Here is a 24,571-nt window from a genome sequence, read left to right as displayed (position 1 = left end):
TTTTCTATGGTGATTTTCATGAAAAAATCAATTGTAATTTTCTGTCTTATTCTGCTTGCTCTCCTCATCGCACCGACAGCGGCGACGACATGGTACCTCCATGACGGTGACAACATCAATGATTACACACGTGTTTCAGGATCAGTAGATACACAGCCAGGAGACACCATCTTCCTGTACAACGGTACCTACTATGATTTTGAAGTACAGAAACCGCATCTCTCTATCATCAGCGAGGGCGCCGATCTGGTGACTATCGACTGCAGGGAGACTACATATATTAGCTTGGGATATGGGAATGTCTACGCAGACGCGAATAGTACCCATATAGAGGGCATTTCTGTTGTCAACAGTACTTACGGCATATTGATGAAGGAAGGCCTTTCTTCTGATTCTATTATCCGCAACTGCACCTTCAAAGGAATAAGTTCCTTTATCACACTATTCAGTAACAACATTACATTTGAGAATAACATCATAATGGACAATATAAAGAATCCTGCCTGTAATTTAATGCTGAGAGATTCAAACAACTCTTGCGTCATTAATAACAGGTTCATTAATCTTACATCAGCATTTTCACCCATTTGTATAATGGAAACAAAGGCGGCCAACAACACCGTCAGCCAGAACACCTTCGAAGAAAACGGCATATTGCTCCTCAATGCCGGCGAAGGCAACAAGATCTTCCTCAACACCAACGTCTCAGGGGTAACCCTCATGGGCACCGCCCCCACCCTCACCCACTGGAACTCCACCGCCCCCGTCACCTACACCTATAACGGCGCCACCCACACCGGGTACCTCGGCAACTTCTGGTCAGACCACACCGGCGCCGACGAGAACAACGACGGCGTCATCGACACCCAGTACGACCTCCCCGACGGCCTGGGCACCGATTACGCCCCGCTGACCGCGACGCACGACGCCTACACACCGCCCGAACCGCAGACCCTGTACGTCGACGACGACGGCGGCGAAGGCGTCTACACCACCATCTCCGATGCGGTCGCGGCCTCGAACCCCGGCGACACCGTCGTCGTGAAGGACGGCGCCTACACAGAGAACGTGCAGGTGAACAAACAACTCACCATCCACACCGAGAACGGCGCCGTCACCGTCACGGCCGCCTCCCCCGCCAAACCGGTCTTCAACCTCGCCGCAGACGGCGTGACCCTCGAAGGATTCACGGTCCGCGGGCCGTGCGACTGGGGCGGGATCGAGATCGTCGGTTTCGACGACTGCATCGTCAGGAAGAACGACGTTTCAGGCTGCTACAACGGCGTCCACCTCGGCGGCGACGCAACCGGCAACACCGTCGAAGAGAACTATTGTCACGAGAACAACAGACGCGGCCTCAGCCTTCGCGACACCGTCGCCGGCAACCTCGTCTTCAACAACACCTGCGAGAACAACGCTGAAGCCGAGATCTGCATCAAGGACGCGGCAAAGGGCAACACCATCTGGGCCAACGCCTTCCTCGGCCCCGTCGAGATCAAGACCGCCAACACCTACCACTCCCCCGACGAGGTGACCTACACCTACCGCGGCGGCGAGTACACCGGCTACGTCGGCAACTACTACACCGGGTACACCGGCACCGACGCCGACAAAAACGGCATCGGCGACACCCCGCTGTCCTTCGGCACCTACAAGGACGAGTACCCGATGATGGGCGAGTGGCAGAACGGCGAGATCATCCCGACGGTCCCGATGCTCGCCACCGTCGCCGTCACCCCGGCCGCCGCCGAACTCGAAGAAAAAGAGACCGTCCAGTTCACGGCCGCAGGGTACGACGACACCGGCGAAGCGATGGAAGATCTCGTCTTCACCTGGACGAGCAGCAACACCACCGTCGGAAAAGTGAACGCCACCGGGTACTTCGAGGCCCTTGCAGGCGGCACCACGACTGTCACCGCAGAAAGCGACGGAGTTCAGGGCACCGCGAACGTCACCGTCCTCGCCCTCGCCGACCTCCCAAAGATCAGGATCGTCAAGTATGCCGAAGACGGGAGGACCGTCGTCGACGAGACCACCGTCACCGTACGGTGGATGAAGAAGAACCTCGACGTCTACGGCGGGGAGAACGGCGTCGAACTCCACTTCCAGGGCCCGGTATTCCCGGACGAATGGAACGAGACCCATCCGGGCGAACCCTATGACTTCTGGGACGCCGGAGAGACGGTCAATGCCAACCCAGGCAAGATCAATGAGGTCGTGAAAGGCACCTCTGTGCGTGACCTCTGCGACCTCGTCGGCGGCGCAGAAGAGGGCAACGAGATCAAACTCTCCTCTAAAGATGGATATAAGAAGGGGCTCCCCTACTCCACATTCTATAACCCGCCGACCAGGCAGGGCGAGGCCATCATCGCATGGTGGAACGAGGATAAGGGAGACGTCCCGGCATACGGCGACGGCCCACGCCTCTTCTTCATGGCTCCCGACGGGATCTTTGGCAACTGGGACATGCACGAGTGCCTCCCGGAGGGGTGCTGGCACTACTTCGATAAGATGCCCTCAGTGGCCGGCATCTCGGTCGCAATGGTCGACACCATCGAGATCATGCCAGAACCCAGAAAGGACTGGAGCCTCACCCTGAACGGCGCGATCGACGAAGAGATGAGCCGCAGTTACTACGAGCACGGCGTCGAGTGCAGCGACAGCATCCACCGTGCCGAATGGACCGACGACGGCGGGAAGACCTGGTCGGGCCTTGCACTCTGGCTCCTCTGTGGATGGGTCGACGACGGTCAGTCGCACGGTGCCGAGGCATACCGCGACGACCTCGCCGACGCGGGATACACCGTCATCCTCATCGACTACGGACCCGACGGCATCGAAGGCACCGCCGACGATCGTACCGTCGAGTTCGCAAGCGCAGACGTGAAGAGGAACGACGACATCATCCTTGCCAACGAGATAGACGGCCTGCCCCTCGCCGAGGGCGACTGGCCGCTCAAACTCGTCGGCGACGACGTGCCCGCCGAGAAGCGGCTCGGTAGCGTCGACGCGATCATGCTCACCGGACTCCCCGGCAACGACGAGGGCATGGCCCTCACCCTCCACATGGGCTGGAACTTCGTCTCCGTCCCGCGGACCCTTGCGCCAGGCAACGACACCGTCGCTGTCTTTGACAGCGTCGACTGTGCCGGCCACTCGATCTTCGGCTATGACGGCACGGACGGATGGGAAGTTCTCAAAACCAGCGCTCCGGTCAGACCGCTCGACGGCATCTGGATCTATTCCAACACCACCGAGACCGTCGCACTCGCCTTCGATTCGCTCAAACCCACCACCGCCCCCACAAAGGCACTTGTGCCGGGATGGAACGCCATCGGCTTCTCTGATGTAAGCCCGGCACCAGCAAAGGAAACACTCGCATCGGTCAAAGATGTATGGGCCATCCTCATCGGCCTCGACGCCGAGGAACAGGCTTATTCATCCTCGATCATCAACGGAGGGACCGGAGCACACGCAGACGAGAGAGACCTCAACCCAGGGGAAGGATACTGGGTCTTCATGCGGGCTGGCAGCACCCTTGCCGCCATCAGCATCTAAATTTTTGAGGAGTAGAATGAAAAGCAGAACAGCAATCACCGTGCTCATCGTCATGATGGCGGCCCTGGTCGGCAGTGCCGCCGCGGCTAACGAGACACCGATCGTCCCGCAGGAGTTCAGCGGGACCGTGACTATCAACGGAAACCCGGCACCTGCAGGAACCGTCATCGAAGCATCGATCGCCGGCACACTCTACGGCACCCTCACCACCGACACGAAAGGTGTCTATGGCGGGGTTGAGAAGAACGACGACCGTCTTGTCGTCAAGGGCGGGGGCGATGTGATCGGCAGGACGATCACTTTCACCTTAAACGGCAATAAAGCCGCACAGACCGCAGTATTCAAGCCCGGCAAACTCGGAAACCTCGCCCTCAGTGCAAAGACCGGTAGCACGTCGGGCGGCGGCGGTGGGGGCGGTGGGGGCGGTTCCGAACCCGCACCGGTAAAGACCGTCGCACCATCAGTTGAATCCCCTGCATCGCCGATCGTCGGCAGCACGAACCTGACCACCTCGGACGAAGGCATCGTGGACGAACCCGTCGCCGTCGTCTCCTCCGACCGGATCGCCACCCTCACGGTACCCGAAGGCACCGCGGCACACGCCTCGAACGGCACGCCGCTGCCTGAGATCACCATCAGGCCGGCCCTCTCGTACGAGGTGCCCGAGACCGGCGGGATGACCGGGTTCGCCTTCGCCGGGTACGCCTACCTCTGCGGACCCGCAGGCGCCACCTTCGACCCCGCAATCACCCTCACCTTCGCTCTCCCGGCAGAGAAATGGAAGAACCTCAAAGGAGACGAGTTTACGGTACAGTGGTACAACGCCGACACAGGCCGCTGGGAAGAGGTCCCGACCACCGTCGACTACGAGAACATGACCGTCACCGCCGAAGTCTCGCACTTCAGTACCTTTGGGCTCTTCACCTCGGCACCGACCGACGACGGCGACCACCCGGCCGCACAGGTCACCGACCAGACTGGAGAAGACACCCCAGGCGGCGAAGGCGCAGACCTCACCATCCCGATCATCGTGATCGTTCTGGTCATGATCGCCCTTGTGGGCGCAGGGATCTACATGAAGAAGAAAAAAGAATAACCCATTTTTTTCGTCGCGGGCCCGCACCGCCGATGCCCCTATATCCCACCGGCCTCCATTCTTTCTCCAATGGACTACTACGACCTCATCTCCATCTCCACCCGCAACATGGCCATCATGAACCCGACGACGCCTGAGAAACTCAGGCGTGCCGGGGAGATGGCAGGGCTCGCGGCGGGCGAGGAGGTGATCGAGTTCGGGTGCGGCTACGGCACGGTGCTCACCACCCTGGCCAGGGGCTTTGGGATCCAGGGACGGGGGATCGACCTGCGGGAGGACGCCTGCCGGCGGGCGGCCGAGCAGATCGCGGCGGAGGGGTACGCCGACCGCCTCGCCGTCACCTGCGCCGACGTCCTCGACGAGACCCCAGACTGCGCCTACGACCTCGCCGCCTGCATTGGCTCCACCCATATCTGGGGCGGGCTCGCCCCTGCCCTCGAAGCGATGGCGGCCTGGCTCAAACCAGATGGCCAGGTGATCGTCGGCGAACGCTGCTGGCAGCACGCCGCCGTCCCGCCCGACTTCGCCAGGGCCTGGCCTGGCGTCCTCACCGAGTACGAAATCTTCGGGTGCGCAAGGGATGCCGGCTACGAGGTGCGGGGCGTCCTCCATGCCACCGCCGACGACTGGGACACCTACGAGTCAGGGAACTGGGGCGGGCTTCTGACATGGCTGCATGAACACCCCGACGACGAGGAGGCCGACGAGGTGCGCGAGTACCTCCACCAGATCCAGGACGAATTCGCAGGCTACGGGCGTGAATATATGGGATTCGGACTCTACGTCCTCGTCCCGGTATGAAGGTTGATGGGGAGAGCATCCTGGAACAAGTAAGAGGTCTCTTGAAATATATCGTCGTTCAAGAGAGCGATGCCGCCCCGCCCCAATCAATGACTATGAAGAGCGTATTGCCGTCACCGCCGATCTTCACGCGGGGGGACAGGGGATGGCACTCTGACCTGCCCTGTCTTCCTCTATCGATCACACCGGGGGCACTCCCTATTGAACCCCCAGGATGCCGATTGAATCATGGAAGACAGAAGAATGGCTGAAAAGAGCCCTAATCCGGCCCTGTAGAAATCTTCACCCATTATGGGTGCACGCATGACTCACCCGCCTTCCCTCATGAATCGTGCCGGGGGCTCCATCAGAAGCCTTCGGCTCTCTCGTGTTCGCTCACACTCACATATCGACGATCAAAGATCTTCTCGACTCCCTCCTGTCGTCCCTCTGGATGAAGATTAAGCCGGGAAGGCATATTCGAAACCCCTGAAGAGGGATTGCCGTCCACGACCTCTCGTGGCGCGGGGGACCTGGGGGTGCAACCCCCCGCCAGAGAGATTCATCAAGAGGATTTACCATGAAAATGATCCAGACATTCAATTCTGGAGTTGATGGATGAGAATTCAAAGATACAGATTTCCCTCATAACTGATATGCGGAGAACAGACCGTCCTCAGAACGATCAGGCCCTCTGCCTTCCCGGCCCTATCTTCATCCCGGGGGTCCGGGGGCGGCGCCCCCGGCGTAAAGATGTAGGAAGGTGTGATGATCAGGCGTGCCGCCTTCAATCGCAGAATCTTCATCCCAATCTCGCGCCGGAGGGTTGCACCTCCCGGACCCCCCACGACGAAGATAGGCGGGGGCGGCGATGGAACACGATCCCCACTGATTCTCCTGTCTTGAAAAGAGAGAGCACGCGGAGATCTATCTTCAACCGCATATGAGTGAACCCCGAGTTCATGCCTGATTCTACAGAGCCATGAAAAGAGTCCTGATCCCGACGATTGATCGAACTCTGGATCCTTCTGTGATATGCTTGAGTTTAATACCCCTCACGAAAAAACCTATACCAGACTATGGAGACCAGGGAAGAGAAGTTCTCCTTCATTGCCCGCATGCCCGACCGTCCCGGCGCCCTCCAGCAGGCGGCCGCGATCGTCACCGAGCATGGCGGGAACATCAACCGGATCCAGTACAGCCGGCGCATCGACCCGAGGACCGTCTTCTTCGAGGTGACCGCACCGAACGAGGCCCACGCCACGATCAGGCAGAGGCTCGCCGCCATCGGCTACCTCCAGACCGCCCTCCCGGGCCCGGGCATCCTCCGTTTCCACGTCCACCTCCCCCACACCCCGGGCGCCCTCGCCGCCTTCCTCGACCTGACGACAGAGGCCGGGGCCAACATCGCCCTCATCGACTTCGACGACGCCGGCCCCCACCCGGACCGCGTCACCGTGAGCGTCAGCCTGGAGGAGCGTGGGCAGGCCGAGGCCCTCCTCGACGCCCTCAAGTCACGCTACCCCCTTGAGATCCTGGAGTACGACACCACAGGCAGTTCTCTCGACGAGACCGTCTTCTACCTCTGCTTCGCCCAGCAGGTCAGGGAGATCATCGGCCCGGCCGGCGACGGCTTCCTCCTCCGCCTCCTCCACGACATCAACCATGTCGTCCAGGAACTCACCGCACGGGGCGAAGACCCGCGGGCCGTCTTCGCAAGCGTCCTCCAGACCGGCGAGAGCCTGCGGCGGACCTGCGGCGAGGGGTTCTACGCCGACGTCCAGCAGGTGGCAATCACGCCTGAGATGGACCTCTTCTGCTTCCAGCTTCCCGGCGGCGGGAACGTCTACCTCCTCCACACCGCTGAGGAGAGCATGATGATCGACACCGGGTATGGGATCTATTATCCCGACATCATCAGGATGCTCACCCACTACGGCCTGGGCAATGGCACCAGGCTCAAGAGGATCCTGCTCACCCATGCCGACGCCGACCACTGCGGCGCCACCGGGTTCTACGAGGCCCCGGCCATGATGCACCCCACCTCCGCGGCGATCATCGAGACCTCGAACCGCGCCTTCGCCTCCCCGGTCGAGGGCTCGGTCCTGGAGATGGTCTACACCACCATCATCAACCTCTTCTCGCGGTTCAACCCGCCGGAGAACTACACCCTCTTCGACGGCCCGACCGGCGAAGTCCGCGGGATCTTCCCGGTCATCCACCGCGTCACCTTCGGCGGGCTTGAGTTCGAGGTGCTGGAAGGGTTCGGCGGCCATGTGCAGGGGCTGATCTACGTCTTCTGCCCGAGGTGCGGCCTCCTCTTCACCAGCGACACCGTCATCAACTTCGGCAGCCTCACCGAGGAGCGCAAAACCTACAGTTCGCTCGCCGACTTCCTGGTCACCTCGGTAAACGTCGACTCGGCCACGGCCAGGCGCGAGCGCCGCGCCCTCATGGAGATCGCGGCCAGGACCGACCAGGCCCTTGCAGAGAAGGGGCGGCGCTGCTACGTCTGCGGCGGGCACGGGGCGGTCTCGGTCCTCGACGCCGATGGGAGGCTGGAGGCCGTCGGCGAGGTGGAGCACTACACCCACCAGGGATGAAGCCGGCCCCGGCTCTGGATCTTTTTTCGACTCTGACTGTTCCCCCCTATCTTTTCCCATGGGTCCAGGGGCAACGCCCCAGGCACGTATAGGGGGGAAGGCGTGATGATCAGGGGTGCCGTCCTCGGCCTATCGTGGCGGGGGGGCCTGGCGGGTGCACCCCCCGGTGAAGATGAGCGAAAAATAGTCTGTTCACCTTTTTGCTGGATCACTCTCTCTGATCGGCGCCCCTTCCCTGCTCTTGCGCCGTGACCTCTTCTCTCGACCCCTCAGAGGAAGAAGGGGGGGCGGGGAGGCCTCCCCCCTTGACACCAAATTCTCCACAGGGCCAGAACACACCCATCGCCCCCATGAGAAGCAGGCCTCCCTATTTTGGCTCTGTAGAAACCCTCACTTATCGTGGGGAGAATGCGTGTCATCCGCCTTCCTATCTCTTTGGCCGGGGGTGCTGCCCCCGGACCCCCGTGAGGAAGATAGGGGGTCGGGAAGGCATCATGGACAACTGTGACAAGAGTGCTGCCGTCCCCGACCTCTCGTGTCGCGGGAGGTTCGGGGGGCGGCACGCACCCCGCCAGAGATACCTGTCCAGAGGATTTCTACAGAACCCTATTTTTCAGTCCTTTCCATCAGGTTACGGCGGGCGCCGCCATTAGACAGCGGACATTGCGCCATCTGATCCTAATTCCCGCACCGTCCCGGCGAGATCGTTGATCAGTTACAACAATTCTAAACTTTCACACACCCCCGGACCCGGACACCATGAGACCCAGGTCATCTCCTGTGTGTCTGATCTGCTGTACTATAGTACTAAGAGAGAGACGCGTCTCTCTCTATACTATAGTACACTACGATCCAGCGCCTCTCCTCGTCGTTTGATCCTCGCGACATCTGCTGAAAAACTGCGGGAAACCTGCTGCAATGATGAAAGTCTCGTCACGGCCAGGGGCGGGGTGGGCCTTACTTCTTCAACGCCTCAATCATTTCTTCGACCTCTTCGGCGCCCTCCCGATAAAGGGCCTCCTCTTCAGGGTAGAGTTCCTTGAGCAGACGGAGGAACTCACCGGCATGCACGATCTCCTCCTCGGCGATGTCCATGAGAACCTCCCTGGCCAGTTCGTGTTCGACCGACTCGGCGAGCTGCTGGTAGACCTGCACAGCCTCGTATTCAGCGGCGATCATGAACCTGATCGCCCTGATAAGTTCTGTGTCGGTCAGCTTTCTGTCATGTGCATTCCCGGCAAAGGGGTTGGCAAACTCAGGCATTTTTCTTCCCTCGTATCGTGCGATCGGTGCGAGGGTATATATGTATGATCATTTTGGACCGGCACCGGCGAAGGTCCGCCAGATCAGATCAAAAAACCCTTAAAATCTCTTCATCATGGCACCCGGCACCGGCGGACCCGGGCAACATTTAAGAATCATAAAAGGCACTTCCCCACAGGGGGACAAGAATGAAAAGACCGATGACCGCAGGTGCGGTCCTCATAGTCGCCGCCCTCTGCATCGCCGGGTGCACTGAGATCCCGGGGATGGGCGGCGAGACAGTAGTGGTCGGGGCCAAGACCTTCAATGAACAGTATATCCTGGCCGAGATGGTTGCCCTCCTCCTGGAGGACGCCGGCTACACGACCGAGATGAAGGCAAACCTCAACGACCTCTCCCTTTTTGAAGGGATCAAGAAAGACCAGGTGGACGTCTATGTCGAATATACCGGGACGGCCTACTCGCAACTTCTCAAACTCCCGCCCATGGAGACCTGGGAGCCCGAGGTCGTCTACGCCGACGTGGTGAAGGGCCTGGAGGCCGAGAACATCACCGTCCTCTCGCGCCTCGGGTTCAGGGACGACTACACCATCGCCGTCCCCGAAGCCTGGGCCGAGGAGCAGGGCGTGACCACGGTCTCGGACCTCGCGCCCCATGCCGGCGAGATGGTGCTGGTCACCGACTACGTCTTTGCCGAGCGAGAAGACGGCCTGCCGCAGGTGGCAAAGGTCTACAACTTCACCTTCAAGGAGGCGAAACCGATGTCGCCGACCCTGATGTACGACGTGATCAAGAGCGGCGAGGCCGACGCGATCACCCCGTATACCACCGACACCAGGGTGGACCTCTACGATCTGCGGGTCCTGGAGGACGACCTGGCGGCTTTCCCGCCCTATCATGCGGTCCTGCTCGCAAACGAGAAGATCGCCGGTGACGAGAAAGCGGTCGAAGCGCTCAGCGTGCTCTCAGACCAGATCGATGCCGACACCATGCGGAGGCTCAACCATGAGTTCGATGTCGAGAAGAGGGAGGCGCGTGCGATCGCCCGCGACTATCTTGTTGCGGAGGGGCTGATCCAGGGTTAAACCCTCTATGACGCGCCTCTTCGAGCGGATCGACGCCGTCGACCTCGCCGGGATCACCAAACGCTACGGCGAGCGCTCGGCCGTCGAAGCCCTCGACCTCGGGATCGAGGGCGGCGAACTCCTGGTCCTCATCGGGGCGAGCGGCTCGGGCAAGACCACGACCCTGCGGATGATCAACCGTCTTGTCGAACCAGACGAAGGGACGGTCAGGATCAACGGCGTCGACACAAGAGATCTCGACGTGGTCGCCCTCAGGCGGAGCATCGGGTATGTGATCCAGGAGGTCGGGCTCTTCCCGCACATGAGCGTCGGGGAGAATATCGGCCTTCTCCCCACGCTCGAGGCATGGGAGAAGGAACGTGTGCGGGCGCGGGTCGACGACCTCCTCGACCTCGTCGACCTCCCGCCCGAGACCTATGCCGCCCGCTCCCCCAGGGAACTCTCAGGCGGGCAGCAGCAACGTGTCGGCCTTGCCCGCGCCATCGCCACCGACCCGCCGCTCGTGCTGATGGACGAGCCCTTCGGCGCCCTGGACCCGATCCTCCGCCGGCAACTTCAGGACGAGTTCGAGGAGATCAAGGCGGCGCTCGGCCGGACCATCGTCTTCGTCACCCACGACATCGACGAGGCCTTCAAACTCGGCGACAGGGTGGGGGTGATGCACGACGCCCGCCTCGTCCAGGTCGGGCGGCCCGAAGAACTCATCCTGGACCCGGCCTCAGAGGTCGTCGCCAGGATGGTCGACGCCGACCGCAAGTTCAGGCACCTGGAGAGCCTCCGGGTGCAGGACCTGATGCTCCCGCTCCTCAGGTCCTACCTGGTGCCAGCCGAGACGGCGGTCGACAGGGGGTTCGAGGCGATGATGGAAGGCGACGTCGGCGTCGCGGTCGTCACCGAGGGGGAACGGGTGGTCGGGACGGTGCGGCGCCGGGAGGCCTACACCCGTCGCAAGGGCGGGGCGACGATGGCGGCGATCGCCGTCCCGCCCCTCGTCTTCGCCCCTGCCGACCCGCTCCCTGCCGCCCTCGCCGACCTGAAAAAGGCGGGGGCCTCCTTCGCCCTGGTGACCGACGACGACGGCCACCCGCTCGGCCTCCTCCTCGCCGACGAGGTGCTGATGAGGCTGGTATGACCGACGGCGGGATGCTCGAACTCTGGCAGGACTACCACCTCACGGCAAGGACCGTCGAGCACCTGGCGATGTTCTCGGTCGCCCTCCTCCTCTCGATGATCATCGGGTTTGCCGTCGGCGTCTTCCTCTCCAGGCGGCGGCGCTTTGCCGGGGTCTCCTTCGCCGCCCTCAACACCCTGGAGACCTTCCCCGACCTCGCCCTCCTCGTCGTCCTCATCCCGCTCCTCGGGATCGGGGCGGTCCCGACCATCGCCGCCTGCGTCCTCTACTCGGTCCTGCCCATCGCCCGCAACACCTACACCGGACTGACAAGCGTGAGCGCCGGGCACGTCAACGCCGCCGAGAGCATCGGGCTCACCGAAGGCGAGGTGCTCGTCCATATCCGCGTCCCCCTCGCCCTCCCCATGCTCGCCGGCGGGGTGCGGATCGCCGTCGTCTTCACGATGGGGATCGTCACCCTCGGCGGCCTGGTCGGCGCCGGAGGACTCGGCGTCCCGCTCCAGACCGGGATCTTCAACAACATGCCAGACCTGATACTCCTCTCCGGGGCCTGGGTCGGCCTCCTCGCCGTCCTCTTCGACGGGGTTGCCGCCGTGGTCGAACGTCGCCTGACCAGGAGGTACGGGCAATGGTAGCCCTCGCCACCGTCCTTGCCGCCTCGCTCCAGCACGTCGCCCTCGCCTACTCCGCCCTCCTCGTCGCCGTCGCCCTCTCGGTCCCGCTCGCCGTCCTCTCCCTCTCCTCCCGCACCCTCGCCTCGGTGGTGATGACCGGCGCCAACCTGGCGCAGGCGGTGCCGAGCCTGGCCATCGTCGCCTTCGTCGTCCCGCTCCTCGGGATCGGGTTCTATCCGGCACTCATCGTCCTGGTGCTGCGGGCCCTCCTCCCGGTCGTCAAGAACACCTGGATCGGGCTCTCGAACGTCGACCCGGGCATCATCGACGCCGCCGTCGGGATCGGGCTCACGAACCGCGAGATCACCTGGCGGATCAGGTTCCCGCTCGCCTACCCGGCCTTCTTCGCGGGCGTCCGCTTCGCCGCGATCCTCACCAACAGCGTCGCGGTGCTCACCGCCCTCATCGGGAGCGGCGGGCTCGGCAACCTCATCTTCGAGGGGATCGCCGGCACCAACACCCAGACCCTTCTTGCCGGCGCCCTCCCGGCGATCCTCATCGCCGTCCTCGTCGACGCCGGACTGGCGGCGCTGGAGAGGAGGGTGGTGTACGAGGGGGCGTGATTCCCCTATGAGATGATAGGAGACGGCAAAAAATAGATCAAATAGGGATGATCATCTTTCGCATAAACCACGGTGGACCCCTGAAAGAGGATGCAGAGAGATGAACGACGAAACCAGGGAGAATAAGACAATTTTCCATTCATACCAAGGGGCTCTGAGGCCGTCCCCAGACTGAGAGAATCTTGTCACAAGAATACGCCTGGATCACGACACCGAGTGCAAAAAGATAGAGGACCGGAACCCGAGAATGCCCGGTCCAGAGTGTAAAGAGGATTCCATCGCGGAGTGAGCATGTGCGTCGATCTCTCTCATGATTTTTTTCCGTGGTTTTTCCAGATTTCAGTTACGTGGTCAGGCTCCAGATCGTTCCCTGGAGACCGGCACGTGCATCTTGCCGGCCTCTGCCAGGGCACCCGGTCCAGGGCCCACACTGGAGACTAAAATGTACTGCCATTTATAATTTCTAGTATGATCCTCTAACTGCCTCGACGATCAGGAAGAGCGACCAGAACAATCGGACCTGGAAAGTCGATGGAATCACCACCGTCAGAAAAGTATCCACAGGATAACTGCCTGAGAGGGACCTGGCGGGTTTCATCAGGGCATTTGTTCGAAACATCCATTTTCGAGCCCATCACAAAGATCGGCGAGAGATATCTCAGTCGGCAGTTATGCGCCCCGTCGCCCTCTGAGAGGGAGAGAATGGCAGAGTATCAGGCGTGTAGAATCAGGCATGACGCGAGAGCACGCCTCATGCGCCACGAAGAGGGAGAAAGCACGTGATCAGAAGGTTACTCTGACGAGATCTATGGGAGTTACCAATGAGATCGGCTCTCCAGAGTTGTATGATGATTACCCCCCACGGTAAGGGTGGGGGTGGCGGCACGGTGCAAGATTTCTGGCCGGTCCTCTGTCACAAGGAGAATGACCACAGGTCCTTCCACGCCCCAGAACCCTGTGCCGTGAAATTTTCAATCGCGTATGCGTGGACCCCAGTTCATACCTGTGTCTACAGACCTGATCTTCAGGATCTTTTTCATGGAGGTCATCCCCAAACCCTCCTGGCCGCCCCCTCACCGATGAGAGCGATGGATGATGATAGGGCCGGGAAGGCAAAGAAAAAACCATGAAGACAGGACGCAACCCGTCGCTGATGAAGAGTGAGGGGGGGGCTCGCATCCCGCCTTCGCTATCATCGCTCTGCCTTCCTGCTTCAATCGCCATCCAGGAGGCCCGGGGGAGCCGCGCTCCCGGCGCGGGCAGGTGGGAGAGGGCAGGAGAGTTCGGGATATGCTCATGGCAAACCCTCTGGACACCCATCCCTGCGAGGAGGGTACACCCTCCCATGGGCCAGGATTCACACATGTGCTTTGCAAAAAATGAGTCCTGGGGACCTGAGCAGGGCAGGCGGTCCCATGGCGTGGACCCCCTCCATAAAAAGTTCAGCGCGCTCTGTAGAAACCCTCACCAATACCTGGTATGAGCGTAGACCTCCCGCCTCCCCTTATCTTCTTCTCGCCCAGGACGCGGCGTCCCAGGACCCAGGGGATGAAAAGGGGGACCAGGGGTGGCACGAGACCGCCGCTCAGGAAATCTCTACAGAGCCGTTCAGAAATTCTTCAACGCCACAATATCGACGACGCCGGTCAACTTCCAGATGTTCGAACGCCCTTCAGAGGCGATCGCATCGATCGGTTCGCCAGGTTTGTGCCCGAGGGCCGCAAGGATGTTCGGGGAGAGGGCCCGATCCTCGATCATGTCCACAAACATCTTGCGCACGACCTTCTTCTGGATCGAGTCCTCCTCCTGGACCAGGTAGCCCTGCATCGTCACGAAGGTGTAGCAGGAGAGGTCCTCGGCATACTTCTCGATCTCCACCGAGACATAGGGACTCTTCTTGAAGAGATCATTTTTCCGCCCGTACTTCGTGGAGAGGAAGTACAGAAACGTCCCGTCAAAGACATACAGGAACGGGGCGATGTACGGATACTTATTGCCCTGGAAGGCGATGCGGGCCACATACCCGTCGGTGATGAGGGCGTCGTACTCCTCTTTTTTCATCTTCGGGATCTTTACGATTTCCATGGGTGCTTCCTCAGTGCGTTTCTCCTGCACCTCTCTAAATAGATTTTCATTTACATTCTCAGTCACGTACCTTCACCCCCTTCCAGAACGAGACATACCCACGGATCTGTTCGGCCGCAGGTTTCGGATCAGGATAATACCACGCAGCATCCCGGTTCTCCTCGCCGCCGGCCACGACCGAGTAATAACGGGCCTCCCCCTTCCAGGTGCAGGTCGTCTTCGTCGGCGACTCCTTCAGGTACTCGAAACGGACCGACTCGCGTGGAAAATAGACATTGCCCTCGACCAGCATGACCTCGTCGCTCTCTGCGAGCACTTTTCCTCTCCACTTGGCCTTCGGCACGGCCCCACCCCCTGCCCCTCCCTTGAGCGCGCGACAGATAAGGCTTTCCCAGCACCCTGGGGACTGCTCCTCTTCGCGCCGACATCCTGGGATTCGGACCGACCGGAGCAGCGTGATAGACGCGCACGGCCAGTTCGGGCCCTTCTTTTTCTTCAACTCTCCCCGGCACTCCGTGCGTCTTGAAGAACGATCGCAGAGGTGCGGGTGGAACCCCGCCGCCATAGAACAATGACAGGAGAAGAGACCGTCCATTCCCATCACCCCTATGAAGCGCGGACCGTATCCCGACATCTCGCGAAAGATACCAGGTCCGCTCCCGCCTCTCCCCCCAGTCGACCTCCCAATTCCGGAGAAATCTCCTATAATTTCAATTGTATCTATCGGAATGATTATACCCATACAACCGACACCTGTGGAAATGATGGCAGTATGGACAGCATATCATGGCACTGGCAGGGGGCGGTAACATGCGATCATTTCTGCACATCGCCCTCTGTCTCGCACTCCTGATCGTCCCCTGGGGGGTCGTCGCCGCCGACGAACAGCCTGAACCACTCTGGGACGTTGCAATAGGGAGCAAAGTTCTTTCGACCGCAGTTTCACCCAACGGTGCCTATGTCGCTGTCGGGACCGGTTCCAACGGGGCGATGCGCCTCTTCGACGGCGAAGGCGCCCAGGTCTGGGAAGTGCCGACCGGGTCGCCGGTCTTCCAGGTCTCCATCAGCGAAGACGGGAGGTACGTCGCCGGGGCCTCAGACAAGGTCAGGGTCGTCGACCAGAACGGCAAGGTGGCGACACAGATCGAGGACAACGGCTTTTTCGCCTACAGCACAGCCATCTCCCCTGACGGTAAACATGTCGCCGCAGGTTTCGACAACCACGTCTTCGGGGTCTACTCGGCCAACGGGTTTGCCGAGTGGATGGGCACCCTTGGCGATGACGCCGCAAGTCTCGCCCTCTCAAGGGACGGTCGATACCTTGTCGCGGGGAGCAAGGACGACAATGTCTCCTACTTCGCCGACCATGGCACCCTCGTCTGGAGTTACGAGACCGGCGAAACCGTCGGCAACGTCGCCCTCTCCCCTGACGGCGGCTACGTCGCCGCAGGTTCGATGGACCGCACCGTCTACTTCTTCGACCGTGACGGCACCCTCCTCTGGAAATATACTGCCGACGACCGCATCTTCGGGGTGGCGGTCGCAGAAGACGGAGAGCGGGTCGCCGTGGCATCCGGGCACACCGTCACTCTTCTGGACCAGAATGGAGAGGAACTATGGGGCTATGACGCCGGGACCACGGTCTTCTGTCTCTCGATGACGCCCGACGCCGGCATGATCGTCTATGGCACCGGCGGGAGCGGCAACCGCCTCGTGGTGCTCGAAGGAGAGAAGGTCGGAGATACCGGCGAGGCCCAGGACCCGATGCCCACGCCTGTCTTCTCATACACCAGAGGGGAGGAGAACGGGATCGAGTATCTTGCCGACTCCTTTGCCCTCAAAGAAGATCCCGCTCCCGAGATCGCCGGCACCTCTGACGGCGCCGCGGTCACCGAGATCTCACGCCGCACCGCCGACGCCGACTCGGCGGTCATGGTCAGGATGACCGTCGACGCCTCCTGGGTCGCCGCTCACGGCGGCACCGGTCAGGTAAAGATCGCCACCTGTCTCCCTGACGAGGACGGGATCCTGACGACGGACGCCGAGGTCATCCCCACCAGGTTTATCGGCTACGACCCAGAAAACCGCCTCATCTTCGAGGGGAAGTCGCCGTACCCCCTCACCGCCTACGGGGTCGTCGCAGTGACCGGGGACACCGCTCCGATGGGGGCCTTCCCGGCCATCCCCTCCCTCCCTGACCCTCCTGAGGCCTAAGGGATCCGGTACTCCCCCTCCTCTTCGGCCACAAACCCTTCGGCCAGGAGTTTTTTGAGGATCGCTCTCCCTCTCTTCTCGTCGACCCCTCCTTTCATGATCAGGCGCTCTATCGTGAGCCTCCCCCCTTCATCATCAAGGAGGGCCTTCAGCATCCGCCCGCGCACCTGGCGGTCAGACCCCTCGAAGGGCGCCTGCCGGCGGTACGACGCACTCCGGCGGTTCGGGTTGGGGTAGCGTTTCTTGAGCATGGTGCCATAGTCCATCACCGCCCAGTAGAACTCACGCGGGTGCGCCTGGTCCAGGGTCATCGCGACGAGAGGGAGGACCTCGGTGTCCTGCACCTCTCCACGGCCCTTGAAGAAGAAGTGGATGAAGACCCGGCGGACATTGGTCTCGATAAAGACTGTCGGGCGGTTGTGGACGAAGGCGGCGATGGAAGAGGCGGTCGCCTTCCCGATGCCTGGCAGGGTCTGGAGGACCGCAGGGTCGTCCGGGACGGTCCCGCCGAAGTCCTGGATGATCGTCTGCGCCGCCTGCCTGAGGGCGAGCGCCCGCCTGTTGTAGCCAAGTCCCTGCCATGCCTCCAGCACCTCCCGCGGTTCGGCGGCGGCAAGGGCGGCGAAGTCCGGGAAACGTTCGATAAATTCGGGATATTTTTTGCGCACCCGCTCCACCTGCGTCTGCTGGAGCATCACTTCTGAGACAAAGATGCGGTAGGGATCGTCGGTCTCCCGCCAGGGCATCTGCCTGGCATGATAGCGGAAATAATGGCATATCACCACTCTGAACCGTGCGCATGCCTCAACGCCGGGCCCCTCCTCTCGCAGGGCCTCTTCAAACGCCCGGATCAATCGGGCGTGCTCGTCGGTAGAGGTCGTCTCGTTGCCAGACACCGATAGGATCAGGGAGGGAGGCGCAAAAAAGGCTCTGGTGAAACCCGCGACCTCGCCCCTCCCAGGGGAGGCGGAGAGCGGATCATGAAGAGGGGGTTTGCATCCAGACATGGAGGCGGTCTTCCCTCACCCTCGTGCCAGAACCCCTCCCGAAATACTCCGTGTTTCTCAAACCCGCTCACCCTCGTACTTCGAAAATCAGAGATTTTCTCGAACATACTATCGTTCGTATCTCGAAGATCAAAGATCATCGGGCTCTGTAGAATCGCTGATGAAACAACGTTCCAAGCGGTTCTTTGAAAAACACCGCCAGTGTTTTTCATGGTAAACTTCACCTCTTGTGTGAGGGGACGTGTGTCGCCCGCCTTCTTACCCCAGTGGCCGGGGGCTCTGCCCCAGGACCCCCCGGGACCACGATAAGGTCGGGAAGGCAGAATAGATGACTATAAAGAGCGTGCTGCCGTCCTTGACCTATCGTGTGGCGGGGGGACCGGGGGGCGGCACGACACCCGCAGAGATAACTGACCAGAGGGTTTCTACAGAGCCCCTCTTGATGGTCTCTTCACCGGGGGGCGAATGCCCCCCAGACCCCTCTATCTATGAAGATGGACAGGGGATAGCATATCTCTCTTCTGGATCTTTTTTTCTTCGGGATCTTCTCTTCAACCTTCCCTGCCCAATCGCCATCTCGCGGGTTCTGGGGCCGAACAGAGAGGAAGATGATCGAGTCATGCTCGCCCCTCGAAGAGGAGCGGGAGTTCTACACGCCAGGTCCATGGAAGATCTCCGATCTTTCGTGCATCATTGATCTTCGAGTGAGACCGGAAGGAGCCTGAGATAATTTCCAATCTTTGAGAGGCACGCGCCCCGCCAGAGAGAGTGGGGGTGGCGGGTCGGTCGCGTTTCGTCCCAGGAAAGGGCAGGGGTCTCCAGGACCATGACTTCTTTTATCTCTTCCCCCTCCGATCATCCCCCATGATCCGTCGACTCAACCGGCACGCCTTCGGCAACGGTCGGCACGTGCTCTACTGGATGCAGGCCTCCCAGCGGCCCGAGTGGAACCCGGCCCTCGAGTACGCGATCACGCAGGCGAACGCCCTCAAAAAATCCCTGGTCGTGGTATTCTGTCTGGACCCGCGAGGCGAGGGGCGGCAGGCCCGCCACCTCAGGTTCATGCTCGAAGGGCTTTCTGAGACCAGGGAACGCCTGGCCGCACGCGGGATCGGTTTTGTGCTCAGGCCCGGACCGCCGGCAGAGGGGGTGGCCGCCCTCGGGGAGGAATCGGCGCTGGTAGTCGCCGACCGCGGATATCTCCGCGGCCAGGTGGAGGACCGCGCCCTCCTTGCCGATCGACTGGCGGTGTCGCTCGTCGAGGTGGAGGGCGACGTCGTCGTCCCGGTGGAGACAGCTTCGAGAAAAGAGGAATGGTCGGCGGCGACCTTCAGGCGCCGGGTCGCCAGGCACCTCGACCCCTTCCCCGCCCCTCCTGTTCACCACGAGGTGCGGGTGCGCTCGGCAGACGACGAGACCTACGACTCTCTCAGGCTCGACCGCCTCGAAACCCTCCTCAGGACACTCGGGGCCGAAGAGGACGCCGGGCCGGGATACTTTACTGGCGGCCTCGCCGCGGCCCGCCAACTCCTCGACCAGTTTGTCAGGGAAAGACTCGAGCACTACGCGACCGAACGCAATGACCCAAACGCCGACGTCCTCTCCTGCATGAGCCCGTACCTCCACTTCGGGCAGATCTCGCCGCTTGAGATCGCCCCCCGTGTCCGTGCGGTCGGCGACACGAACGCTGCCGCATATCTCGAAGAACTGATCGTCCGCCGCGAACTCTCGATGAACTTCGTCCACTACAACCCCGCGTACGCCTCGCTCCAGTGCCTCCCGGCATGGGCGGCGACGACCCTTGAGGAGCACGCCGGCGACCCGCGGGAGTACGACTATGCCCTCGCCGACCTCGAAGCGGCGGCGACCCATGACCCCTACTGGAATGCCGCCCAGCGCGAACTCCTCGCCACCGGGAAGATGCACGGCTACATGCGGATGTACTGGGGCAAAAAAGTCATCGAATGGTCTTCCACTCCTGAAGATGCCTATCACGCCCTCCTCGTCCTGAACAACCGCTACGAACTCGACGGGCGCGACCCGAACAGTTATGCCGGGGTGGCCTGGTGCTTCGGGAAGCACGACCGGGCCTGGAAGGAGCGCCCCATCTTCGGGAAGGTGCGCTACATGAATGCAAGAGGGCTCAGACGAAAGTTCGACGCCGACCGCTACGCGAAGCGTTTCGGCGAATAAGAGGAGAGATCTCCTCCCTTACCAGACCTCAGGGAAGGCCATCTCGGTGTACAGGTCTTCGAGCCGCGCCTTGTGCCCGAGTTCCATCCTGGCCAGTTGCTCGAAGACCTTGCGCTGCTCAGGGTCGGTGCTCAGTTCGGCGAACTGCCGGTACATCTCCACGGCGTCCTCCTCCCGTTTGATGGCCAGTTTGATCCCATCCACCGGTTTCATGTCGGACGTCGGTCCTGGACGGTCAAAGGTCTCCGAGACTTTGTAGTCCCGTGACTCGTCGAAGTGGAGTTCCATCGGCCGTGCCGCAAGATAATTCTCCAGGAGTTTGCGGTGCTGCCTCTCCTCAGAGGCGAGTTCCCGAAAGAGCGTCTGGAGGACCGGGTCGTTCACCCGGTCTCTGATCTCCTCATAGAAGACATAGGCCTCCACCTCTTTGTCGATGGCGCTCGCGATGATCTGTCGGTATTCCTCGGTCTTCATACCTGTCCCCCTCTGGCGAGAGAGAGGGCGGGTCACGTTATATAAATATGTCGGCATGCCGCCCGGTGTCCCCATACCTATTCTGGATCCTGACGCCCCGTTCTCCAGGAGGACGGGGTATGAGGGGAGTTGTCTGATCCCCCGTGCACCAGATCAGGGTTTCCCTCTCGTGCGTTATCATGAAAGAACAATTCGAGGGTTCCGCTCCGACGTCCTCATCAGGTCCTTCTGCGCTGGCCTTCCCGCCCCTCTCTGCGTGTGACGGAGAAGATAGCCGAGGGGGCGGCAGTCTCCCACCTGGATCTTCTGTATATCTCTGGTCTCCGAGGTGCGAGCGGGAGAGGATAGGGGAAGCGGGAGAGCGACCCTGAAGAGGGCGTTCACCGCCGACCGGCGCCGTTTCGCTTTGGGTCCTTCAGTCTCCCGCTGAGGGCGAGGACCAGGGCCGCAAGACAGGTGACCGTCACGAAGATCCCGAGGAATGCATCCTGTGTCGGTACTTCCACACTCCACCCCGGCACCGCCACGGTGTGGAGAGTGAGGAAGATCCCGGCGATGATCGGGCCGATCATCCCGCCGAGGTTCTGGACGGTGTGGTAGACCGCGGTCCCGACCCCGGTCTCCTCAGGCCGCACGGCATTGACGACGATGATGGTGTTGCTGGTGAGGGCCACCGACATCCCGGCATTATAGAAGAGCCCGGCGACGACGAGCGAGGCGACCGAGAGGGGGAGGAAGAGATAACAGACCGCACCCACCGCCACGATAGAGGTCCCGAGCAGCATGGCGGTCCGCACGCCCCGCCGCCTGATCAGCACCCCGGTGAGCGGGCCGCAGATCATGTCGGCGATCGCCCCCGGCATCATCACGAGCCCCACGGTCAGCCTGGAGAGCCCAAGCCCGGTCGGGCTCTCGATGAGGTACGGGAGCGTCTGGATGATGATGAACGAGATCATCGAGACAAAGAACCCGATCGCCATCGCAATGAGCACTGGCGGGTTTCTGATCATCTCAAGGTCGACCATCGGGTCGGCGACCGCCTTCTCGGTCCGCACGAATATGACGCCAAAGGCGAGGGTCAACACCCCGCAGAGGAACACCTCAGGCGAGGCCCACCCGACCTGCGCCCCCATGGTGAGGGCGAGCACGAGGGTGAGGAGGCCGAGGGTCATGGTGACCAGACCTTTCCGGTCGATCCTGGAGGTCTGTGCCGACGGCGAGGGAATGATGACGAGGGCGATGGCCAGGAGGAGGAGCACCACCACCGGCGTGATCACGTGGAAGGTCATCCTCCACCCGACATGCTCGATGATCCAGGAGCCGACAAACATCCCGACAAAGGCGCCGGCCCCGAACATCGCGGCGATGGTCCCGATCGCAACCGGCACCTTCTCTTCAGGGAACTGTTCCCTGATCAGGGCGTAGCCGAGCGGGAACATCCCCAGACCCGTGCCCTGGAGGGCCCGGAAGAAGATGAGCGACCAGATGTCGGTGGCCCATCCGCTCGCAAAGACGCCGACGAGATAGACGCTCATGCAGAGGACCATCATCCGTTTTTTCCCGTAGAGGTCGCCGCATTTGCCGATGATCGGGGTGATGATCGCCCCGACGAGGAGGACGATCATCAGTATCCACGAGGTCCAGACGCTCGAGACCCCGAACTCGTCCTGGATGATCGGGAGCGCCGGGGTGATCATCGCCTCGGTGAACATCGTGGCGGCCACGGTGATGCACAGGATAAAGAGTGCGGCAAGATGGTAGCGAGGATCGTTGAGATTAAAGGGTTGTTTCACGGTATCGACCAGGAAATAAATTCCATATTAGATAGGTTCCCCTGGCTCATCATACTTCTCCAACCGTCCCCTCACCTGTAGAGAAGATATATTAATCGTCGGTACCGAAGGGGGCGCGGGGACTATCATGATCGGAAAAACGGTCACCAAATTGAGTGTCGAGATCGCGGTCCTGAAACTCCCGCCCAACTATACCTGCGACGGGGCGGATGTCTCGCCGGCCGTCGGTCTGGGAGGGGTGGACACCGAGAGGACGAAGTCGCTTGTCATGGTCGTCGACGATCCCGACTCGCCGGGAGGCGGGGGGTTCACCCACTGGCTCATCTGGAACATGGAGCCGGTGCGGGTGATCCCTGAGGGGCTTGCAAAGGACGCCGAGATCTCTTTTCCTCTCTCTGCACGACAGGGGGAGAACTCGTTCGGGAAGATCGGGTACAATGGCCCGTGCCCTCCGCGGGGGGAGCAGCACCGCTACCAGTTCAGGGTCTTTGGCCTGGACACCATGCTCGACCTTCCGGCCGGGGCGACGAAGAAGGAGCTCCTCGACGCGATGAGCGGGCATGTCGTCCAGTACGGGGACACCTATGTGCTGTACGGGAGGTGAAGCCGCACCCTCCTGTTTATTATGACCATGGGCACCCCCAATAATTCCTATATTTTATGTCGAAAATTATTATCGCGGGTTCTTCGATACTCCTGTGCGGGCGTGATGGCATCTGGTCACTTCCGAGGAATTAAAGGAGGTCGCAAAGATCTATCTCATCCTCTTCCTGCTGATCACCTTTCTCTATGGTGTCCTCCCGCGTATCGACGGCGGGACGTTTGTCCTTGGAAAGGAGATCTCAGAAGAGTCTGAGTATGAGGTCGACCTCACCACCGAGGCGAGATACGAGATCTGGGTCGTCGAGTGGTATGCCGGGCCGGAGAGGATCAGCGTGCTGGTCCACAAGGGTCCTTATGTCGTCTTCGACGAGACCTTCGACCTGACGCGTCCTGAGCACGACTACCTCCCGTTCCGCCCTGAGTTCACGGTGAGGGAGAACGGCACCTACCAGGTGCATGTCAAACCCCTGGACGAGGGGGTGTTCAAGATCGGGATCAGACGGTACCCGCCGGGAATTCTCAGCAAGATTTTTTCTGGGGGATGATGAGGGAATGTCTCATCATGCCAGGATACGCAAGAAGAGAGAATAGAATGAAGGGTTCTGTAGAATCAGACATGAACCTTCTTTGCTCAGGCTACGGGATGAACATGATCGTGGGGCTCCAGAGTGTGTGAATCGGTGCCGCTCCCTCTGAGCAGGACACTCTGTGAGACCACCTCATTGTCGCCAACGCCTCTCCTCTCTCTGTGGGGGTGGTCCCTGGGGGGTGCAACTCCCAGCACATGATAAGAGGGGGGCAGCAATTTTCTCGTTATGAGTGAGTTTGAGAAGATCTTTGATCTTCGATGTGCGGATCGGCCAAAGAAACGGGGAAGGCGAGGGAGTCACGCGTATACCTGGAATGAGTGAGGGGTTCTCCAGAGCCGAAAAAATAAAAAATCTCAGCATGGATTATCACTCAGTGAGTAAGTCCTTCCCGAAAAGGATGAGGCCACCGTAAGGTGGGTGGGACGAAGTAGGGAAGGGTTCACTGTTTCTTGTATGGATCGTGAAAGAGTTGCATCACGACGAGATTTTACATGCATCTTCAAACCCATCTGATGATTCTTGAATCCCTGGACACGATCACCCTCCCAACACCCCATGACAGGGTCTTCATCAGTGGCCACGCCCCACCCCGACAGAACCTGCACCACCATCCGCCCTCTTTTTCCCCCTGCCAACCCCTCCACTGTTCTCAACCCACCTCCCCAGACCAGAACCGAACCATTTATTAAAATGGACAGTATATCATCTGCCATATCCCCGAAGACCTATGGCTCGACACCCCCCCACCCAGGCAGACGAGGCGGAGGACAGACCTCCGCAAGACCTGCAGATGAGCGACGTCATCATCCTGGCGCTCGAAAAACACATGAACAGGAAATACACCGCGGAGAACTGAGA

19 protein-coding genes are annotated in these 24,571 nt (G+C 60.9%); 13 read left to right on the top strand and 6 right to left on the bottom strand.

Annotated features, from left to right (window positions below; translation table 11 throughout):
* Nucleotides 1–6 precede the first annotated feature (6 nt).
* The 4 genes from J2129_RS01830 to J2129_RS01815 all read left to right on the top strand — a co-directional run bounded on the left by J2129_RS01830 (nucleotide 7) and on the right by J2129_RS01815 (nucleotide 8,037).
* Nucleotides 7–3,558: a NosD domain-containing protein gene (locus J2129_RS01830; protein ID WP_348632276.1), complete on the top strand. Its 3,552-nt coding sequence runs from the start codon at nucleotides 7–9 to the stop codon at nucleotides 3,556–3,558.
* A gap of 16 nt (nucleotides 3,559–3,574) precedes the next feature.
* On the top strand, nucleotides 3,575–4,654 hold the full coding sequence (locus tag J2129_RS01825) for a hypothetical protein (protein ID WP_209629077.1): 1,080 nt from the start codon (nucleotides 3,575–3,577) through the stop codon (nucleotides 4,652–4,654).
* Nucleotides 4,655–4,723: 69 nt separating this feature from the next.
* On the top strand, nucleotides 4,724–5,455 hold the full coding sequence (locus J2129_RS01820) for a class I SAM-dependent methyltransferase (protein WP_209629075.1): 732 nt from the start codon (nucleotides 4,724–4,726) through the stop codon (nucleotides 5,453–5,455).
* Between the two features lie 1,058 nt (nucleotides 5,456–6,513).
* Nucleotides 6,514–8,037 (top strand): ACT domain-containing protein, encoded by a 1,524-nt coding sequence (locus J2129_RS01815; RefSeq protein WP_209629073.1) that lies wholly within the window; start codon nucleotides 6,514–6,516, stop codon nucleotides 8,035–8,037.
* Between the two features lie 957 nt (nucleotides 8,038–8,994).
* Here the strand turns inward: J2129_RS01815 and J2129_RS01810 are convergent.
* The gene (locus tag J2129_RS01810) at nucleotides 8,995–9,300 is read right to left on the bottom strand and encodes a ferritin family protein (protein WP_209629071.1); all 306 of its coding nucleotides are present in this window, start codon (nucleotides 9,298–9,300) and stop codon (nucleotides 8,995–8,997) included.
* A gap of 188 nt (nucleotides 9,301–9,488) precedes the next feature.
* Here J2129_RS01810 and J2129_RS01805 point away from each other — a divergent pair, with 188 nt between their 5' ends.
* Genes J2129_RS01805 through J2129_RS01790 form a run of 4 tightly spaced genes read left to right on the top strand, consistent with a single transcriptional unit; the run spans nucleotide 9,489 to nucleotide 12,754 of the window.
* Entirely contained in the window at nucleotides 9,489–10,385 is an 897-nt protein-coding gene (locus J2129_RS01805; RefSeq protein WP_209629070.1) for a glycine betaine ABC transporter substrate-binding protein, read from the top strand.
* 7 nt (nucleotides 10,386–10,392) lie between these two features.
* On the top strand, nucleotides 10,393–11,517 hold the full coding sequence (locus J2129_RS01800; protein WP_209629067.1) for an ATP-binding cassette domain-containing protein: 1,125 nt from the start codon (nucleotides 10,393–10,395) through the stop codon (nucleotides 11,515–11,517).
* Nucleotides 11,514–12,152 carry an ABC transporter permease gene (locus J2129_RS01795; RefSeq protein ID WP_209629065.1) on the top strand — a complete coding sequence of 213 codons (639 nt, stop codon included), beginning with the start codon at nucleotides 11,514–11,516 and terminating at the stop codon, nucleotides 12,150–12,152. The genes J2129_RS01800 and J2129_RS01795 overlap by 4 nt, the downstream gene beginning before the upstream one ends.
* The gene (locus J2129_RS01790) at nucleotides 12,146–12,754 is read left to right on the top strand and encodes an ABC transporter permease (protein ID WP_209629063.1); all 609 of its coding nucleotides are present in this window, start codon (nucleotides 12,146–12,148) and stop codon (nucleotides 12,752–12,754) included. Before J2129_RS01795 ends, J2129_RS01790 begins: the two co-directional genes overlap by 7 nt.
* Before the next feature lie 1,608 nt (nucleotides 12,755–14,362).
* Here J2129_RS01790 and J2129_RS01785 read toward each other — a convergent pair.
* Both J2129_RS01785 and J2129_RS13175 read right to left on the bottom strand, forming a co-directional pair.
* Nucleotides 14,363–14,839 carry a pyridoxamine 5'-phosphate oxidase family protein gene (locus J2129_RS01785; protein WP_209629061.1) on the bottom strand — a complete coding sequence of 159 codons (477 nt, stop codon included), beginning with the start codon at nucleotides 14,837–14,839 and terminating at the stop codon, nucleotides 14,363–14,365.
* A gap of 58 nt (nucleotides 14,840–14,897) precedes the next feature.
* Nucleotides 14,898–15,182, bottom strand: a complete 285-nt coding sequence (locus tag J2129_RS13175) for a DUF427 domain-containing protein (protein WP_209629059.1) — start codon at nucleotides 15,180–15,182, stop codon at nucleotides 14,898–14,900.
* 467 nt (nucleotides 15,183–15,649) lie between these two features.
* Between J2129_RS13175 and J2129_RS01775 the strand changes: the two genes are divergently transcribed.
* Nucleotides 15,650–17,053: a PQQ-binding-like beta-propeller repeat protein gene (locus J2129_RS01775; RefSeq protein ID WP_209629057.1), complete on the top strand. Its 1,404-nt coding sequence runs from the start codon at nucleotides 15,650–15,652 to the stop codon at nucleotides 17,051–17,053.
* On the opposite strand, the gene J2129_RS01770 is transcribed toward J2129_RS01775, so the two are convergent.
* Complete coding sequence (locus J2129_RS01770; RefSeq protein ID WP_348632275.1) at nucleotides 17,050–17,949, bottom strand: A/G-specific adenine glycosylase; 900 nt, start codon at nucleotides 17,947–17,949, stop codon at nucleotides 17,050–17,052. The genes J2129_RS01775 and J2129_RS01770 overlap by 4 nt on opposite strands.
* A gap of 975 nt (nucleotides 17,950–18,924) precedes the next feature.
* Between J2129_RS01770 and J2129_RS01765 the strand changes: the two genes are divergently transcribed.
* Nucleotides 18,925–20,253: a deoxyribodipyrimidine photo-lyase gene (locus tag J2129_RS01765; protein ID WP_209629053.1), complete on the top strand. Its 1,329-nt coding sequence runs from the start codon at nucleotides 18,925–18,927 to the stop codon at nucleotides 20,251–20,253.
* An 18-nt stretch (nucleotides 20,254–20,271) separates the two neighbouring features.
* Here J2129_RS01765 and J2129_RS01760 read toward each other — a convergent pair whose 3' ends face one another.
* Together J2129_RS01760 and J2129_RS01755 are read right to left on the bottom strand one after the other, a co-directional pair.
* Entirely contained in the window at nucleotides 20,272–20,727 is a 456-nt protein-coding gene (locus tag J2129_RS01760; protein ID WP_209629051.1) for a ferritin family protein, read from the bottom strand.
* A gap of 380 nt (nucleotides 20,728–21,107) precedes the next feature.
* Nucleotides 21,108–22,520, bottom strand: coding sequence for an MFS transporter (locus J2129_RS01755; RefSeq protein WP_209629049.1), 1,413 nt, complete (start codon nucleotides 22,518–22,520; stop codon nucleotides 21,108–21,110).
* Nucleotides 22,521–22,647: 127 nt separating this feature from the next.
* Here J2129_RS01755 and J2129_RS01750 point away from each other — a divergent pair, with 127 nt between their 5' ends.
* From J2129_RS01750 to J2129_RS13105, 3 genes are all read left to right on the top strand, one after another.
* Nucleotides 22,648–23,124, top strand: coding sequence for a YbhB/YbcL family Raf kinase inhibitor-like protein (locus J2129_RS01750; protein WP_209629046.1), 477 nt, complete (start codon nucleotides 22,648–22,650; stop codon nucleotides 23,122–23,124).
* A 331-nt stretch (nucleotides 23,125–23,455) separates the two neighbouring features.
* Complete coding sequence (locus J2129_RS01745; protein ID WP_209629044.1) at nucleotides 23,456–23,668, top strand: hypothetical protein; 213 nt, start codon at nucleotides 23,456–23,458, stop codon at nucleotides 23,666–23,668.
* A 772-nt stretch (nucleotides 23,669–24,440) separates the two neighbouring features.
* Nucleotides 24,441–24,569, top strand: coding sequence for a hypothetical protein (locus tag J2129_RS13105; RefSeq protein WP_281069786.1), 129 nt, complete (start codon nucleotides 24,441–24,443; stop codon nucleotides 24,567–24,569).
* The last annotated feature ends 2 nt before the right edge of the window (nucleotides 24,570–24,571 follow it).

The organism is Methanofollis sp. W23 (assembly GCF_017875325.1).
GTDB lineage: Archaea > Halobacteriota > Methanomicrobia > Methanomicrobiales > Methanofollaceae > Methanofollis.
The sequence above is the reverse complement of the archived record's forward strand: the minus strand, read 5'-3'. Positions and strand labels throughout refer to the sequence as shown.